This window comes from Schaalia radingae (genome assembly GCF_900106055.1).
Lineage (GTDB): Bacteria > Actinomycetota > Actinomycetes > Actinomycetales > Actinomycetaceae > Pauljensenia > Pauljensenia radingae_A.
On record NZ_LT629792.1, the window covers coordinates 2,391,873 to 2,407,691 of the forward strand.

Genomic DNA, 15,819 nt, shown 5'->3' on the forward strand with positions numbered 1-15,819 from the left:
CCTTCACCACGCCCTCAGCATTCCAGTGACCTGAATCGGATCTGCTTCGCCATTGGCGATCTTCAGGGCATCTTCTGGGCTGACAGTGAGCGGAGCGCTCGAATCGTCAAGCATCAGGCGCTGCATCTTGGCGATCTTCTCATAGGTCGCAGGAATGCGGTCACCACCAGGCGCTTGGTCATATCCGGTTCGGGTACGAGTACGAACCACGATTTCGTGGACGGGAACACGTTCGCCAGCGGCATTCGTCATCCACGGGACAATTTCGATGATCGTGTCTGGATTATTGTTTTCTGCGAAGTCTATTGCCGTCTTGCCATCCGCAACGAGGGAAACCCCATATTTCCCGCCGGGATTGTCCTTATCCCCCATCGCAACTTCACTGCCATCGGCGTTCGTTGCGGCGTAGACAGCGATCGGACGGAATGTGTAGCTGGAGAACTTGATCTTCATCCGCTCCGGCATCACGATGCGTTCGTCGAGCTTGACGCGCATATCGACGTGGGTCGCCTTGGCTGTTCTGTTCGCCAACTGACTCCAGTCAGAACCGTTATCCAACGCACCTACTATCGGATCTTTGTAGACAGTAATCGAGGTGAACGGAGGCATCGAAAACTGCGCCTCATAAGAAACCTGGTAACCATCGGTACGGTCGTCGTAGTAAGCGGTTGTGGTTGGCATATCGCCTTCGACTTCAAATTTCTTGATGTCGGAGTCAGGCGCTGTTTGCTCACCGCTCTTGCCGCAGTTGATGGTTGCCATCGACGTGGTATCCAGGCCGACGTAGTCGGTATTGGATACGTAGATAGCGTGCAGGGTCTGAGGCGCGGTTCCGGCTGGGAAAATGTCGCCAACCTTCTGGCTCGCAAAGTAGAACGGACTGTCTTCCGAATATTTCTTAAGATCCTTGAACTTCGGATCTGGAGACCACCCGAGGAAGTACATCCTGAAAGGCCACTGATTGATATCGGTCTGTACACCCTGCGTACCGAGAACCGCTTCCGGGTCAGTGAAGGTTTGCTTCGCCTGCACATTCTCACCGTACATAGAGGTGATCTGGACACTGTAAGGCGCGGCCTCCGAGGACTCTGCAGGTGGAGCTGCCGCTTCACGCGCAGACGTATCGTTCGGTTCGACTGAAACAGCAGTATCTTCTGCCGGGGCAGGAGCACCCTCTTCAGAAGTCGGAGCAGCTTCTGAGGCATGAGCCGCCTCCGCAGGAGCCGCTTCAGGATCGACAGGTGACGGGCTCGGCTGACCGGCATCAGATGCCGGCTCGCTGGATTCCACAGCAGGATCAGCGGCAGCGGCATCACTTCCATCACCATCTGCCCACGTCACTGGGGTGATGCCACACATCAGCAGGAGAGCCAACAACAAACTAACACTTGAAAAATGTATGACAGGATACACGGACTTTGTGTGTGACAACATCCTCATGAGGTCCCTTTTTTTCAAAGGGAGTCAGAATCTGGACCCGGATATCGTACACTCAGCAATACTCCGGCATTAGCCCAATATTCGTCGCCACGACACAAAAAGCGCTCATTGTGAATCACAATGAGCGTCCAGTGGTGGAGCTAGTGGGACTCGAACCCACGACCCCCTGCTTGCAAAGCAGGTGCGCTACCAGCTGCGCCATAGCCCCGTTATTGAGTTCCTACCGTACCTGACGGTGACAGCTCCAGACAACCGCCCAGAAAGCGGTCGGGTCGGGTCGCCGTCGTTAATGAGCGGTGGAAGATTCCGGCTCATATTCGTCGGTGACGGACCTCCACAGATCAGCGTTATTGGACAGGTCCTGAGCAATTTGACGAACGACAATCCCCGCTATCGCAGCACCGGCAAGCGCCGCAATGGTCGTGATCGCCTTCTTCACCGCTCCGCCTCCCATTCAGCTGAGTGTGGACAGTGGGCCTAGCTGGACTCGAACCAGCGACCTCAGTCTTATCAGGACTGCGCTCTAACCAACTGAGCTATAGGCCCATCCGCGCCCCAAGGGCACCGAACTATCGTACCCGAGCATCGGTGCGACAACAAAACGAGAGCCTAGTGACGTCTATGACATTCACCGACACCACAGTCGCCATCTTCCACCGCTCGCGCCTCTACTCATCCATCAAGGACACGCGCACCCCGCCCACCAATGAGGCGATGATGTTGTACAGGAACGCACCCAGCGTCGACATCGCCGTGATCATGATGACGTTGGCCACCGCCGCAATGGTCGCGTAGGACAGCACCTTCGACAAATGCAGGTACTCCATGAGCGTGACGAAACGTTCCGCGCTCAGATTCTTGAGGAATTCCTCAATGTCGCCGAAAACGTGCATGGAGTCGAGCATCAGCCACAACACCAGGGTGGCGAACACCAACGCTATCCCCAGCGCCACGGACAACAGGAAACCAACCTTCATGACTGACCACGGGTCCACGCGCGCTACCGACAGGTCGACTCTGCGCGGTACATCCTCATCCAGGATCGGCTGATCGAGGTCTTCAAGATCGCTCATTGCTCGTCCTCCTCAGTTTCTGCACTTGACGCTACAGGCTCATCAGCCTCTTGTGCAGCTGATTCGTCGGCGGTTTCATCAACGGCCTCATCTTCGTCATCCTCCGTGTGACGCGTAATCGCAATAATGCGGTCATCGTCATCCGGGCGAGCGAAAATGACACCCATAGTGTTGCGCCCGGTGGCACGCACGTCGGACGCGTTGATTTGGACAAGTTTACCGGATTCGGTAATCACCATGACATTCTCGTCACTGTCGACAACGAGGGCGCCCACCAGTGCACCTCGTTCATCCACCAAGTTGCCTACTCGCACGCCGAAAATGCCGCGACCCTTCACAGGATATTCGCTCAACGGGGTGCGCTTCGCGTAGCCACCATCTGTGACGATCAGCAGGTCCGCACCCTCGCGCACAACTTCCATCGCCAGCAGCTCATCGCCGTCACGGAACTTCATGCCGCGCACACCCGACGTGCCGCGCCCCATCGGACGCAGCTGCTCATCGCTGGCAGTAAATCGCACCGCTTGCCCCTTACGGGACACCAGGATCAGATCATCATCAGCGTTCACCAGCTGAGCAGACACCTGCTGATCAGGCTCTCCGTTGTCATCATCACGCAAGTTGATCGCAATAATGCCGCCGGTTCTGGCACTGTCGTATTCCGACAGGCGCGTTTTCTTCACCAGACCGGACCGTGTGGCCAGCACCAGGTAGTCAGCCTCGTCGTAGTCGTGAATAGCCAGGACCTGTGCAATGCGCTCATCGGGTTGGAACGCAAGCAGATTCGCAACGTGCTGACCGCGGGAGGTGCGACCGCCCTCCGGAATCTCATACGCTTTCGCGCGGTAAACACGACCCAGGTTCGTGAAGAACAGCAGCCACTGGTGCGTGGTTGTGACAAAGAAATGCTCCACCACATCATCGCCCTTGAGCTGAGTGCCGCGCACACCTTTGCCGCCGCGTTTTTGCGAACGGTAATTGTCGGTGCGGGTACGTTTGGCGAAACCGTCACGGGTGATGGTCACCACCACGTCCTCTTCGGGGATGAGGTCCTCCATCGACATTTCGCCCGCGTACGGCACGATCGTGGTGACACGCTCATCACCGTAGCGCTCGACAATCTCCGCCAGCTCGGTGGACACAATGTCGCGCTGGCGTTGCGGGGTGGCCAGGATGTCTTCCAGGTCGGCCACATGGTCACGCAACTGTGCGTGCTCGTCCAGAATCTTCTGACGTTCGAGGGCGGCCAGGCGACGCAACTGCAGTGCCAAAATGGCATCAGACTGCGCTTCATCAATGTTGAGCAGGTCCATCAGGCCGGTGCGCGCATCGTCGGCTGTTGGAGAGCGACGAATCAGCGCAATCACTTCATCGAGGGCATCGAGCGCCTTGAGGTAGCCTTCCAGAATGTGCAGGCGTTCGCGCGCCTTGTTCAAACGGAAGCGAGTGCGCCGCTCAATGACTTCGATCTGGTGTCTGATCCAGTGACGGATAAATCCATCCAGCGACAGTGTGCGCGGCACGCCGTCCACCAGGGCGAGCATATTCGCCGGGAACGAGTCCTGCAGCTGCGTGCGCTTGTACAAGTTGTTCAGGACAACTTTGGCAACCGCGTCGCGTTTGAGAACCATGATCAGGCGCGTGCCTGAACGGCCCGACGTTTCGTCACGGATATCCGCAATACCCTGGATCTGGCCGGCCTTGACCATGTCGGCAATTTTCTGGACCAGGTTATCGGGGTTGACCTGGTAAGGCAGCGCCTTGACAACCAGGCACGTGCGGCCATGGATTTCCTCAACCTCGACAATGGCGCGCTGAATAATCGAGCCGCGGCCAGTGCGGTAGGCATCCTCAATGCCCTTGCGACCCAGGATCGTCGCACCGGAAGGAAAATCCGGGCCCTTGATGCGTTCCATGAGAGCTGCCAGCAGTTCTTCACGCGTGGCATCAGGATGCTCAAGTGCCCACTGCACACCCTCGGCCACCTCACGCAGGTTATGCGGCGGGATGCGCGTGGCCATACCCACGGCAATACCTTCCGACCCGTTGATCAGCAGGTTCGGAATACGCGACGGCAGGATCGTAGGCTCCTGGGTGCGCCCATCGTAGTTGTCCTGGAAGTCAACAGTGTCTTCATCAATGTCGCGCACCATTTCCATCGCCAGGGGCGCCATCTTACATTCGGTATAACGAGGGGCAGCAGGCCCCAGGTTACCGGGAGAACCAAAGTTACCCTGACCGGCAATGAGCGGGTAACGCATTGACCACGGCTGGATGAGGCGAGCCAAAGCGTCATACACGGAGCTGTCACCGTGAGGGTGGTAGTGCGCCAACACGTCACCGACGACGCGCATGCACTTGTAGAAACCTGCATTGGGGCGGTATCCGCCGTCGTACATGGCATACAGGATGCGGCGGTGAACCGGCTTGAGGCCGTCTCGCACGTCCGGAAGGGCGCGGCCCACAATGACCGACATGGCGTAATCAAGGTACGACCTCTTCATTTCCATTTCGAGGTCGACTTGATCAATCCGTCCGTGCGGAGCGGTTGATTCAATCTCTGTGGTGGGCTCGTCACTCACGATGAAACTCTCCTTGGTCCCTGATCAGTAGGTTGTTGACGATGGTCGGATCACTGTCGTTGCGCCGCGGCGCTAGGCGTCAATGAATCGCACATCCTGAGCGTTTCGTTGAATAAACGAACGCCTGGATTCCACGTCATCACCCATCAGCAGGGTGAAGATTTGGTCGGCAGCTGCTGCTTCGCCCACCTCGACTTGCTTCAAAATTCGGTGCGCAGGATCCATCGTGGTTTCCCACAATTCCTGGTCGTTCATCTCACCCAGGCCCTTGTAACGCTGGATGCCACCGTGCTTGGGCAGGCGATGACCGGCCTTGAGTCCTTCAGTAAGACAGTCGTCACGCTCCTTGTCCGAATACACGTATTCGTGCGGAGCATTCGTCCACTTGAGTCGATACAGCGGAGGTGTCGCTAGGTACACGTAGCCTTGCTCCACCAGTGGTCTCATATAGCGGTACAGGAACGTCAGCAGCAAGGTCGCGATGTGCTGGCCATCCACGTCAGCATCTGACATCAGCACGATCTTGAAGTAGCGCAACTTGTTGATGTCAAACTCTTCACCAATGCCGGTGCCCAGGGCGCTGATGAGAGACTGGATCGTCTCAGAGTTCAGCGCGCGGTCAAGGCGAGCCTTTTCAACGTTCAGGATCTTGCCGCGAAGTGGCAAAATCGCCTGGTGTTCCGGGTCGCGCCCACCGACGGCACTACCACCTGCCGAGTCACCCTCGACAATGAAGATTTCACACACTGAGGGGTCTTTGGATGAGCAGTCGCGCAACTTCGTCGGCATCGACAGCGTGTCCAGGGCGGTTTTGCGCCGAGTGGCTTCACGGGCCTTGCGTGCCGCGACGCGCGCCAACTGAGCCTGCTGACCTTTCATGATGATCGCCTTGGCGTCGGCAGGATGCGCATCGAACCAGTCCTGCAGGTGCTGGTAGACCTGCTGCTGGACGAATGTGCGGGCTTCTGTGTTCCCCAGCTTGGTCTTGGTCTGGCCTTCGAACTGCGGTTCGGTCAGCTTGATGGAGATCACCGCCGTCAGACCTTCACGCACATCTTCACCGGACAGGTTTTCGTCCTTGTCCTTGAGGATTCCGCGCTCCTTGGCATAACGGTTGATCACCGTGGTCAGTGCCGTGCGGAAGCCCTCTTCGTGTGTGCCGCCTTCGGTCGTATTGATCGTGTTGGCGTAGGTGTGCAGGCTCGACGAGTACGCCGTTGTCCACTGCATCGCAATTTCCAGCGACATCGTGCCCGGATCGTTTTCAGCTTCAAAATCAATGATCTCGGAGTTAATGACGTCAGTCTTGCGGCTCGAATCCAGGAATTCCACGTAGTCGCGCAAGCCATGTTCATACATGTAGGACACGCGGCGGAACCCTGGAACAGGATCGTCAGCTGGGCCTTCGTCATCCCCGGTGATCTCGTCGCCCTCGTCCTGAACCCAGGGGCGCTCATCGGTCAGCGTGATGCGCAGCCCCTTATTGAGGAACGCCATCTGCTGGAAGCGGTGACGCAGCGTCTCAAAGTCAAACTCAGTGGACTCGAAGATCTGTGGATCTGGATAGAACACCTGGGTAGTGCCCGTTTCGTCGGTTTCCTCGCCACGTTCGAGCTCAGAGACCACTGCCCCACCATCGGCAAAGGACATGCGCCACACGTACCCCTGTCGACGCACCTCAGTATCAACCCGGGTGGACAAAGCGTTCACGACGGAAATACCCACGCCATGCAGACCGCCGGAAACAGCGTACCCGCCGCCTCCGAACTTGCCTCCGGCGTGCAGAATCGTCATGACGACCTCAACAGTTGGTCGCCCCTCGGTGGGGTGAATATCCACTGGAATACCGCGCCCGTTGTCGACTACCTTCAGGCCGCCATCAGCCTGGATCGTCACCTCGATGTGGTCGGCATATCCAGCCAAAGCTTCGTCAACGGAGTTGTCGACCACTTCATACACCAGATGGTGCAAGCCGCGTTCTCCCGTTGAACCGATATACATGCCAGGCCGCTTACGAACAGCCTCCAGACCTTCCAGAACGGTGATGTCTGATGCCCCGTAATGCCCCTGGTCCTCATTTGGCTGGGAATTGATCCCTTCGTCCGCCACTCACCGGCTCCCCTCATTGTGATGGTGCTGTGCACCGCGGGCTGGCTGCCCTCCCGGAAAATTCCGGGACCGTGTGTCCACATGACACACTACTCATAATCTGTTTATATTTTACCAAAAAACAGGGTTTTTCGACTTGATTTCACGTTGGTGCAGGCCCTACTAAAGTACTCGTGAGCTGCGAAAATACAGGTTTTGATGAAGTGTGGGAGGGGTCACCCATACGTGTCACGCACACCTCTGCCCTTCACTGACCATCGGCCCTTGTTCCAGGAGGGGGCCGACGGGCCGCGGACGATGACCTGATCGACCACTCCGGCACCGACTTCTTCGGCAATTCGGCGCTCAATATGAGGCAGAAGCAGCACGAGCTGTTTGGCCCACGCCGTTGATGAACAGCGCACAATGAGTGTGCGGTCATTGAAGGTTTCGATTGAACAGTGCTGGGCGACGTTGTCTCCAACAATCACTGGCCACTGCGCCATAACGGACCCCATCGCGGTCGAGGAATCCCACCCGCGGTCATGCGTGGTCTTCTTAATGACACGTCCAATGGAGCGCGGTTCATTCCACCGCAAGCGACCAGAAGCCAGTCCCACACGTCCGGCGCGCCCAGCCCCGCTTCGATGCCGCAATGCCCACAGAGGTCCCAGCATGGCACGAGCTCGCAGTTCCTCGCGTGCATTGCGAGGTTCGAGGGTGACCTGACCACTGTGTGTATCACCGTTCGATGCACCGGTGTCACCTGCACCAGCGTGAGCGCCATGGGCGAACTCATCGCGCTGAGTGCGCCCAGAAGAGCCGGCAGCGCGCGGATGAGTGCTGCGCGTGGCTCCCCGAGCCAGCATGGCACGCTGCATGCGAGCAGTGGCCTGCGCGATCACATCGGTGCGCTCACCATCAGAAAGCAGTCCGGAATTTTCATTCACGCTCAATCACCGAGCCATCTTCTGGATCCCAGTGGACGCGAAAAATGTGAGCGTCCAGCTGATCGGGCACATCGCTCTCAACTGCCGCAGTAATGAGCACCTGATCTGCCTGCCTGATGACCTCGACAAGGGCTTGACGCCTCTGCGCATCGAGTTCAGCAAAGACATCATCGAGGATGAGGATTGGCCGTTCTCCCTCGTCACTCAGGACTTCAAAGGATGCCAGGCGAAGTGCCAGGGCAGCCGACCATGATTCGCCGTGAGATGCATAGCCTTTAACGGGCAAGTGTCCCAAAGTCAGTTCCAGGTCGTCGCGGTGGGCACCCACAAGGTTCACACCGCGTCGCACTTCATCGTCTCGAACATGCTGGAGGGCCTGTCTTAATGCCTCAATGTGCGCGGTCGGGTCAGTGACGTCGATATCGCTGAAGGCTGACACGGAGGCTTCCAGGCCCACTGAAAATTCTCGAGGCGAGTCAGCCACACTGCTATAGGCATCAGATGCCGGTGTACTCAGTAACGTGACGACGCGGTGGCGCTCAAGTGTGACCTGCGCAGACAGTTCCACGAATTGGTCATCCCAGATTTCCAGCGTTGACAGGTCAGGGACCTGGCCACGACGCACACGTGCACTGGCAGCTTTGAGCACTGCGGCGCGTTGGCGTGCCACACGGTCAAAATCTGCACGAACGGCGCTGAACGTCGGGTGAAGCTGGATCGCGCATTCGTCGATGAAACGGCGCCTGACCTGCGGTGCATCGCGCACAATGGACAGATCCTCGGGTGCGAACACAACGGTCCTGACCATTCCGAGGATTTTCTTAGCCGCCAGCGTGGTGCGATTCAGGCGCGCCCGATTGGCTTTTCCGCGCACCACTTCCAGTTCCACCACCTGGTCGCGCCTGCCGGCTTGATCGCGCCTTTCGGAGGATTCACCTGCCTGTGACGTATCCGAAGCATTGTCACTGTTGTCCCCGCTCAGCGACGTCGTGTGCTCCCCTGTCACCAATTTCACGCGGATCATGGCACCACCAGGAGGAGCCTCCTCGCCGGTCGGTACCCGCACAAGTGCCGTGTCGGCAGCGACCCGATGAGACGAAAACGTTGACAAATAGGCGATGGCCTCAACAAGATTCGTTTTTCCCTGACCGTTGTGGCCAACGAAAACGCTCACTCCAGCGGGAAGTTCACACACCTGGTGACGGTAGGAACGGAAATCATCAAGTGCGATGTGCGAGATACGCACACACTCACGCTCCGAAGCGGATGGGCATCAGCAGGTAGCGGAAACTGGTGTCCTCTCCCCCATCGAGTTCACTTTGACCAGTCATGACAACCGGCTTGGACTGGTGTGTAAAGCCGAAGCGCACAAAGTCAGCCGACAGTACCGACAGGCCTTCAATCAGATACGACGGGTTGAATCCTGTGGTGATCTCGTTGTTGACCTGAGCTTCAATTGCTTCCGAACCCTGGGCGCTTTCACCCTGGCCGGCTTCGAGGACCACCTGACCTTCTGAAAATGCCATCCGCACCGACGTCTTACGCTCAGCCACCAGCGCCATACGCTTGACCGCTTCAAGCAGCACATGACGATCACATACAGCCTGAATCGGTGTGGTTTCCGGGAAAAGTCGGGATACCGGCGGGTAATCCCCGTCCATCAACGTGGAGGTGGTGCGTCGACCCGATGCCTCAAAACCAATCAGAGATGATGCTCCTGGCTTGGATTCACGTGACAGACCGATCGTCACGCGCGACCCTGATGCGGTGGACTTGGCCACGTCGCTCAGAATCCGGGCCTTCACCAGTGCCGCATCGGAGAACTGCGGGTCACTGGGTTCCCATTCCAGGTCACGCACAGCCAGGCGGTAGCGGTCAGTGGCGATCAGCGATATGCGCTCACCTTCAAACTCCATACGCACACCCGTCAACAGTGGCAACGTGTCGTCGCGCGACGCGGCGATCGAGACCTGGCCGATGGCCTGGGCAAGTGTTTCAGAATCAACAGTGCCGCGTGTTTGGGGATGTTCGGGCAGCAGCGGGTACTCATCCAGTGGCATCACAGCCAGCACAAAGTGAGACGATCCGCAGGTGATCGTCACTTTCGGTCCGTCAACAGTGAAATCGACCGGACGCTGCGGCAGTGACTTACAGATGTCGGCCAGCAGGCGACCCGATACGAGAACCTCACCGGGCTCATGTACTTCGGCAGGAATATGCGAGTTCGCGGATACCTCGTAGTCGAATGACGACAGCGTGACGATCTCAGCATCTGCGCTGAGCCTGACACCTGCCAGAATCGGGCTGGGTGGCCGTTGCGGCAACGCTCGGGCAGTCCACGATACGGCTTCCGACAAAATGTCACGGGCGACAGTGAACTTCATTCTGTACCCCTCCAACTCCCCGTGCGAGCACTCATTAGCTGTTTTGATGAACCGAACCAACTCTACTCGATTCTCATGCAGAAGTTGACCCCAAGGCGAAATATGTGGATTAAATCAGAACTGACCACGAACCCGTGCGATGAGCTTCGTCGAGCTCTTCGCGAACTCATTAATCGGCCACCCATCGTTTGTTGTGAGTTTTCCACTTTTAATCTTTTATTTCTTTTTCTTCATCGTCATAGGACATGTGGAAAGTGTGGAAAAGCCCGTCAACCCCCGCGATTTCAACGATTCGTTACGTGGACAAATGTGGGCACGAGATGTGAACACTTTATGAGCCGATTGTGGATTCACACAAGATCGGTCCGTGCATCCACAACGAGCAGGCATCGATCCACAGATCGAATCACAAATTTCTTGTCATTACCCACAGGATATCCACAGTTTTATCCCCAGCGGTGGGTAAGTAAGGAATATGCGGCTGGACGCGCCCCCTTCGTCAATTCGTGGCTCAACGGTACGGGCGATCCTTACGAATTGCGAGCTTTTTGCTTGATGCGGTTGGTCAACTCGGTGACGTGGTTGAAAATGTCACGCTTTTCCGCCATCTGCTCGGTGATCTTCTTATTGGCATGCATCACCGTGGTGTGGTCACGACCGCCGAACGCTGCGCCAATCTTGGGCAATGAAAGATCTGTCAACTCGCGACACAGATACATGGCGATCTGGCGTGCTTCCACCACCGTGCGGGAACGGTCAGTTGAACACAGTTGATCCAGCGTGACATCAAAGTAGTGCGCGGTCTGACCCATAATCAGTGCGGACGTGATCTCCGTGTCATCGGGATCAGAAATGATGTCCTTGAGGACCATCTCAGCCAGCGGCAAGTCAATGCGTTGCTGCGTGATATTGGCGAAAGCCGTCACGCGCAGCAGCGAACCCTCGAGTTCTCGAATATTCGACGAAATGCGCGAGGCGATGTACTCCAGCACAGCCGGATCCACTTCGATCCCCTCGCCAACGGCCTTCTTCTGCAAGATGACGATACGCGTTTCCAGATCCGGTGGCTGAACGTCGGTGAGCAGACCCCACTCGAAGCGCGAACGCAGCCGGTCCTCAAAGCCTGACAGCTGTTTGGGCGGCAGATCCGAAGTCAGAACGACCTGTTTATTAGCGTTATGCAGGGTGTTGAAGGTGTGGAAGAACTCCTCGACGGTCTGCTCTTTGCCCTGAATGAACTGGATGTCGTCCACCAACAGAATGTCCACTTCGCGGTAGCGGCGCTGGAATTCCTCCGCGCGGTCTTCGCGAATAGCGTTAATGAAGTCGTTCGTAAATTCTTCGGAATTGACGTAGCGCACACGCAGATGCGGATACATCGACAGTGCGTAGTGACCGATCGCGTGCAGCAAGTGAGTCTTTCCCAGTCCTGACCCACCGTAGATAAACAGGGGGTTATAGGACTTGGCCGGTCCTTCAGCCACCGCCGTTGCCGCCGCATGGGCAAAACGGTTCGAGGGGCCAATGACGAATGTGTCGAACGTATAGCGAGGGTTGAGCCGGGTTTCCGTTGAATCGATATTCACAGCATCGAGCACGCGCGAGGCTCCGGCGTCGCGCGGAGTTTGCAAAGGTGGAACATGATCATCGTCGGGTGATGCGCTCTCGTCTTCAAGCGGTGCAAGCGAGGTGTCAATGGTGACAGCGATGCGCACGTTGCGACCCAGTGCCTGGGACAGTGACTGCGTGACTTCGTCGGAAACGCGTGTCTCAATGAAACCTTTGGTGAATTCGTTGGGGACGGCCAGCAAGATGGTGCCTTCGATGTCGCCCAGAGGTTTCACCATGTTGATGAATGACGCCGCCAATGGCCCTAAATCAACAGATTTCAACGATTCGAGGGCGTCTGCCCACGCATCGGATAACGACTTGCTCACTGTTCTTACCTTACCTGCGAAACCGACGTGACATTCAACACTTGAACGCTACCAGTTTGTGACGACGTCCGGATAACTCACTGTATCGATCTGAGCGTAATCCACAAGTTGGGGAAAGGTCTGTGGAAAACACGCTGGCAAATGACACACGTGTAGTTACAAAGCCGAATTCAGAGATGCTGCGGAAAATCCGTAAATTACACCGTTGTGGATAACATGTGGAAATCCACGAATGTGGAAAAAGTTATCCACGGGCCAGTCCACAGTTGTGGACGAAAATTGGGAGTGTGGAACCGGTGACAATTGGCCTCGATTGCGTTGACGGCTCTGGGTCAAACCCCTACGCTTGAAATCTGTCTGTGCTCGCATGAGCACGCCGTGAACCGTCCTGCGAGAACAACTCGGTGGATACTCGCGGTGAAAGAAATAAAGGAAGAGTGGAACGAGGGGTTCCACCGTCAAGGAGTAGCGTCATGGTGAAGAGGACCTATCAGCCCAGTAACCGTCGTCGTTCCCGTACGCATGGTTTCCGTTTGCGTATGCGGACACGTGCAGGTCGCGCGGTGATCTCCAACCGTCGCCGCAAAGGCCGCGCACGTCTTTCTGCCTGAGACTTCGGTGTTGCCGCGCGCGCATCGCATGGTGGATTCGACCGATTTTTCAACGACAATCCGTCATGGTTCTCGCAGCGGTAATGCGATGGTCGTGGTGCATTGCCGAACCGACGAGGATGCTTCCAAGCGCCTCGTCGGTTTCATCGTGCCCAAGCGCGAAGTCGCGTTGGCAACACGACGCAACACCATCAAGCGTCGCCTGCGCCACCTCATGGCCGCGCGAGTAGCTGACCAGCCCGACGGTGCGCGCATTGTTGTCCGCGCAGGGCACCGAGCTCTGGGTCAGGACTCGGCCACACTGGGCGTCAACCTGGATCGGGCACTGACGCGGGCATGGCGCAAGTGGGATGAACGCGAGCAGCAACGGGGCCAGAAATGAGCCTCCTGCGCACCATCGCTTTGGCACCCATACGTTTCTACCAGCGCTTCATCTCTCCCGGTTTGCCACCACGATGCAAGTACGCACCCACATGTTCGGCTTACGCCGTGCGTGCGATCGAAGTTCACGGCATCATCAAAGGCACACTCCTGGCGTCATGGCGGCTCCTGCGATGCAACCCGTGGTCCAATGGCGGTGTCGACCATGTGCCGCTTCAAGGCCAGTGGAGTGCACCCCCCTGGGTTCCGCCTGACGATTGGGCGGGTTATCTGGACCCCGATGACTTCCCCGTAATGGGGCTTAGCGATTGTGACGAGTCGCCCTCGTGCACTCACGATACGATCGATCAGACATGCGCACATTCGCCTGTGCGAGACACACATGAAGGAGATGTCCATGTGGTTTGACAAGATCATTTACCCATTTACCGTTGCGATCGCATGGGTGTGGGTAAAGATCCACGATCTGCTGGTGGCGCTCGGAATGAGCGGTGGGCCAGGTGTGGCGTGGATTGTGTCGATCATCGTGCTGACGATTGTGGTGCGCGCACTGATTACACCTCTGTACGTCAAGCAGCTGCGTTCGCAGCGAGCCATGTCCGTCATGCAGCCTGAAATGAAGAAGATTCAGGAAAAGTACAAGGGCAAGACGGACCAGGCATCTCGTCTCAAGATGAGCGAGGAGATGCAGGCGCTCAACAAGAAGTACGGGACGAATCCTTTTGCCTCGTGTCTGCCGCTGCTGGTTCAGATGCCGATTCTGTTCGGTATGTACCGCGCACTGTGGAACGCGGGTGCCGTTGCGCAGGGAACGTTCAATCTTGGCGACCACATCGGTCCGATCGATCAGGCGCTGGCTCAGGAAATCGAGCGGACGACGGTGGCAGGTGTGTCACTGTCAGGGCGCTTGACCGAATCGACGGGTGTGGGTCTGGCGGTCTTCATCATCTTGGCCATCTTCATGGTCGTGCTGCAGTTCCTGACGATGAAGATCTCGATGGAACGCAACATGCCGCAGCAGGCTCAGGATTCATCAAACCCGATGATGCGCACCCAGAAGATGATGATGTACCTGATGCCGTTGATGTTTGTCTTCACGGCATTTGTGGTGCAGATGGGCATCATGATCTACCTGTCGATCTCCACCGCGTGGACCTTCGGCCAGCAGATGGTGATGATGACTGTGATGCCAACCCCCGGTTCACCGGCCTACAAGGACGTGCTGGCCAAGCGTGAACGTGGGTACAAGGAGTGGGCCAAGCCTTACTTCGAGGAATACGACCGCAAGCGTGAGGAACTCGGATCTGATCCTGAGGCTGTCGCACAGCTGAACCAAACATCGCTCAAGGAAATCAAGAGCAAGGCCAGGAGCCAGCGCGTAGCCGGCAACTTCCCTGAATCAATGAGTGAGGGTGAAGTGGTGGGCGTATACCGTAACCTAGCGCTGCAGGAGTGGACGACGTTGCCTGACGAAACGTGGATGCGTGGCGTCCACCGTGCCAAGGAGCGCAGCGTGGTGCGCCAGGAGAAGGCTGCGAAGCGTGAACAGCCCCGACGGATGAGTCGTGAACAGCGCAAGCAGGCAGAAGCTAAGGAACGTCAGTTGGCTGCCGAGCATGAACGTGCCGAACAGAATCGGCGAGCTCGCCGCGAGGCGAACGACCGTGCCAAGAGCGAGCTGACCCCTGAAGAGGTGGAACGCCGCCGCGCACAGCGCAAGAGTCAACGCAACAACCCAGGCCAACGCAAGAAGAAGAGAAAATGATCGGAAAGTGGTGGCACTGACACACAGCGACAGTGACACTCACCGCCGATCCCCCGCACCTGAACAAGTGGAGCCCCACGGAAGGACATCTCAATGAGTGAGAAGAAAGACGAAACGTTGTCACGTCTGGAAGAAGAAGGCGAAGTCGCGGCAGATTACCTGGAGGAACTGCTCGATATTGCCGATCTTGACGGTGACATTGAGATCGACGTTGAAAACGGTCGCGCGTCGGTGGAAATCGTGGCTGACGACGCGACTGGTCTGGAAAACCTGGTCGGTGAGGACGGTGAAGTTCTCGACGCCCTGCAGGAACTCACGCGCCTGGCAGTACAAACCGAGCTGGGCGAACGCTCACGCTTGATGCTGGACATCGGGGGCTTCCGTGCCAATCGCCGCGTCCAGCTTCGTGAGCTGACACAAGAGGCCATTAACCGCCTGAATGCGACGGGTGAGCCGCAAAAGCTTGAACCGATGAACCCGTTTGAGCGCAAGGTGTGTCACGACGTGGTGGCCGAGGCTGGCCTGCACTCCGAATCGGAAGGCGCAGATCCACATCGCTATGTCGTGATCTCCGATCCGCGTGACGATGAGAGCGACGACGTTGATGA

The 15,819-nt window shown here is 57.3% G+C and carries 13 protein-coding genes, 2 tRNA genes and 1 pseudogene; 5 read left to right on the forward strand and 11 right to left on the reverse strand.

Annotated features, from left to right (window positions below; all coding sequences use genetic code 11):
• Positions 1–3: 3 nt before the first annotated feature.
• From BLT69_RS10540 to dnaA, 11 genes are all read right to left on the reverse strand, one after another.
• The gene (locus tag BLT69_RS10540; protein ID WP_162272401.1) at positions 4–1,341 is read right to left on the reverse strand and encodes a hypothetical protein; all 1,338 of its coding nucleotides are present in this window, start codon (positions 1,339–1,341) and stop codon (positions 4–6) included.
• Between the two features lie 231 nt (positions 1,342–1,572).
• A tRNA-Ala gene (locus tag BLT69_RS10545) sits at positions 1,573–1,648 on the reverse strand.
• A gap of 78 nt (positions 1,649–1,726) precedes the next feature.
• Positions 1,727–1,879, reverse strand: a complete 153-nt coding sequence (locus tag BLT69_RS10900; RefSeq protein ID WP_227469239.1) for a DLW-39 family protein — start codon at positions 1,877–1,879, stop codon at positions 1,727–1,729.
• A 33-nt stretch (positions 1,880–1,912) separates the two neighbouring features.
• Positions 1,913–1,986: transfer RNA gene (locus BLT69_RS10550), tRNA-Ile, on the reverse strand.
• Between the two features lie 122 nt (positions 1,987–2,108).
• Positions 2,109–2,513: a DUF3566 domain-containing protein gene (locus tag BLT69_RS10555; protein WP_070726086.1), complete on the reverse strand. Its 405-nt coding sequence runs from the start codon at positions 2,511–2,513 to the stop codon at positions 2,109–2,111.
• Positions 2,510–5,095: a DNA gyrase subunit A gene (gene gyrA, locus BLT69_RS10560; RefSeq protein ID WP_257590334.1), complete on the reverse strand. Its 2,586-nt coding sequence runs from the start codon at positions 5,093–5,095 to the stop codon at positions 2,510–2,512. Before gyrA ends, BLT69_RS10555 begins: the two co-directional genes overlap by 4 nt.
• Before the next feature lie 72 nt (positions 5,096–5,167).
• Positions 5,168–7,204, reverse strand: coding sequence for a DNA topoisomerase (ATP-hydrolyzing) subunit B (gyrB, locus tag BLT69_RS10565; RefSeq protein ID WP_070726082.1), 2,037 nt, complete (start codon positions 7,202–7,204; stop codon positions 5,168–5,170).
• A 215-nt stretch (positions 7,205–7,419) separates the two neighbouring features.
• A complete protein-coding gene (locus BLT69_RS10570) occupies positions 7,420–8,133 on the reverse strand; it encodes a DciA family protein (protein ID WP_058237583.1) in 714 nt (237 codons plus the stop codon).
• Positions 8,126–9,379: a DNA replication/repair protein RecF gene (gene recF, locus BLT69_RS10575; protein WP_058237584.1), complete on the reverse strand. Its 1,254-nt coding sequence runs from the start codon at positions 9,377–9,379 to the stop codon at positions 8,126–8,128. The genes BLT69_RS10570 and recF overlap by 8 nt, the downstream gene beginning before the upstream one ends.
• A 4-nt stretch (positions 9,380–9,383) precedes the next feature.
• Positions 9,384–10,517, reverse strand: a complete 1,134-nt coding sequence (gene dnaN, locus BLT69_RS10580; protein WP_058237585.1) for a DNA polymerase III subunit beta — start codon at positions 10,515–10,517, stop codon at positions 9,384–9,386.
• A 530-nt stretch (positions 10,518–11,047) separates the two neighbouring features.
• On the reverse strand, positions 11,048–12,454 hold the full coding sequence (gene dnaA, locus BLT69_RS10590; RefSeq protein WP_058237586.1) for a chromosomal replication initiator protein DnaA: 1,407 nt from the start codon (positions 12,452–12,454) through the stop codon (positions 11,048–11,050).
• Positions 12,455–12,927: 473 nt separating this feature from the next.
• Here dnaA and rpmH point away from each other — a divergent pair, with 473 nt between their 5' ends.
• From rpmH to BLT69_RS10615, 5 genes and pseudogenes are all read left to right on the forward strand, one after another.
• Positions 12,928–13,065 (forward strand): 50S ribosomal protein L34, encoded by a 138-nt coding sequence (rpmH, locus tag BLT69_RS10595; protein ID WP_083314406.1) that lies wholly within the window; start codon positions 12,928–12,930, stop codon positions 13,063–13,065.
• 7 nt (positions 13,066–13,072) lie between these two features.
• Complete coding sequence (rnpA, locus tag BLT69_RS10600) at positions 13,073–13,447, forward strand: ribonuclease P protein component (RefSeq protein ID WP_058237587.1); 375 nt, start codon at positions 13,073–13,075, stop codon at positions 13,445–13,447.
• Positions 13,444–13,854, forward strand: coding sequence for a membrane protein insertion efficiency factor YidD (gene yidD, locus BLT69_RS10605; protein ID WP_092649019.1), 411 nt, complete (start codon positions 13,444–13,446; stop codon positions 13,852–13,854). The genes rnpA and yidD overlap by 4 nt, the downstream gene beginning before the upstream one ends.
• Positions 13,844–15,211 carry a membrane protein insertase YidC gene (gene yidC / locus BLT69_RS10610; RefSeq protein ID WP_092649020.1) on the forward strand — a complete coding sequence of 456 codons (1,368 nt, stop codon included), beginning with the start codon at positions 13,844–13,846 and terminating at the stop codon, positions 15,209–15,211. The genes yidD and yidC overlap by 11 nt, the downstream gene beginning before the upstream one ends.
• 93 nt (positions 15,212–15,304) lie before the next feature.
• Positions 15,305–15,808: pseudogene (locus tag BLT69_RS10615) on the forward strand (Jag family protein); the annotation flags it as partial.
• Positions 15,809–15,819 lie beyond the last annotated feature (11 nt).